Source organism: Rothia nasimurium (assembly GCF_042660305.1).
In the GTDB taxonomy this organism is placed as follows: Bacteria; Actinomycetota; Actinomycetes; order Actinomycetales; family Micrococcaceae; genus Rothia; species Rothia nasimurium.
In genome coordinates this window covers 1-535 of the sequence record NZ_JBHSTW010000033.1, presented here as the reverse complement: position 1 = coordinate 535, position 535 = coordinate 1, and the positions used below count along the sequence as shown (strand labels likewise).

Sequence of the window (535 nt, the reverse complement as noted above, 5' to 3'; positions counted from 1 at the left end):
CGACCCCGGCTCTGTGGTTATCTACAAAGAAGACGCAAACATGGACTGGGATGGCAAAAAAAGCAAGCCCGTCACCCTGCCAGCTGCAGGTGTAGTCCCCACTACCAACGAAGATGGACACCCCACTGTCGCTGAATACATGCGATGGACTCAGACCTACACCGCAGCTGAAACAGCAGCTATCAAGGGCGAAAAACTCAAGGGCGAAAAACTCAAGGGCTGTTCAACACTCAACGCCCCTGCACAGGACAAGCTCGATGATAAGTCTGGTGAGGAACTGTGCTACTACAAGTGGCAGGTACGTTCTGCTCTGCTGTACTCGATGGCAGGCGATACATCTGTAGCCTCCTATAACGCCGCCTCCGGCAACCAGGACTTCAACTACCGTATTCAGCCAGCTATCCTTGCCTTCCCCACCTCCGGCTTAGCACTCATCGCCGGCGGTGTTATCGGCACCCACATGTCATTCCTACAGCTCGAATACATCATCAAAATCATTATGGTGCTGTTCGTATTCGTCCTGGTTATCCTTAAA

At 52.3% G+C, this 535-nt stretch carries 1 protein-coding gene; it reads left to right on the top strand.

Features of this window, described 5'->3' with window-relative positions; genetic code table 11:
* Positions 1–535: hypothetical protein (locus tag ACFP6B_RS11060; RefSeq protein WP_377129968.1), on the top strand; the 535-nt coding region annotated here is incomplete at both ends.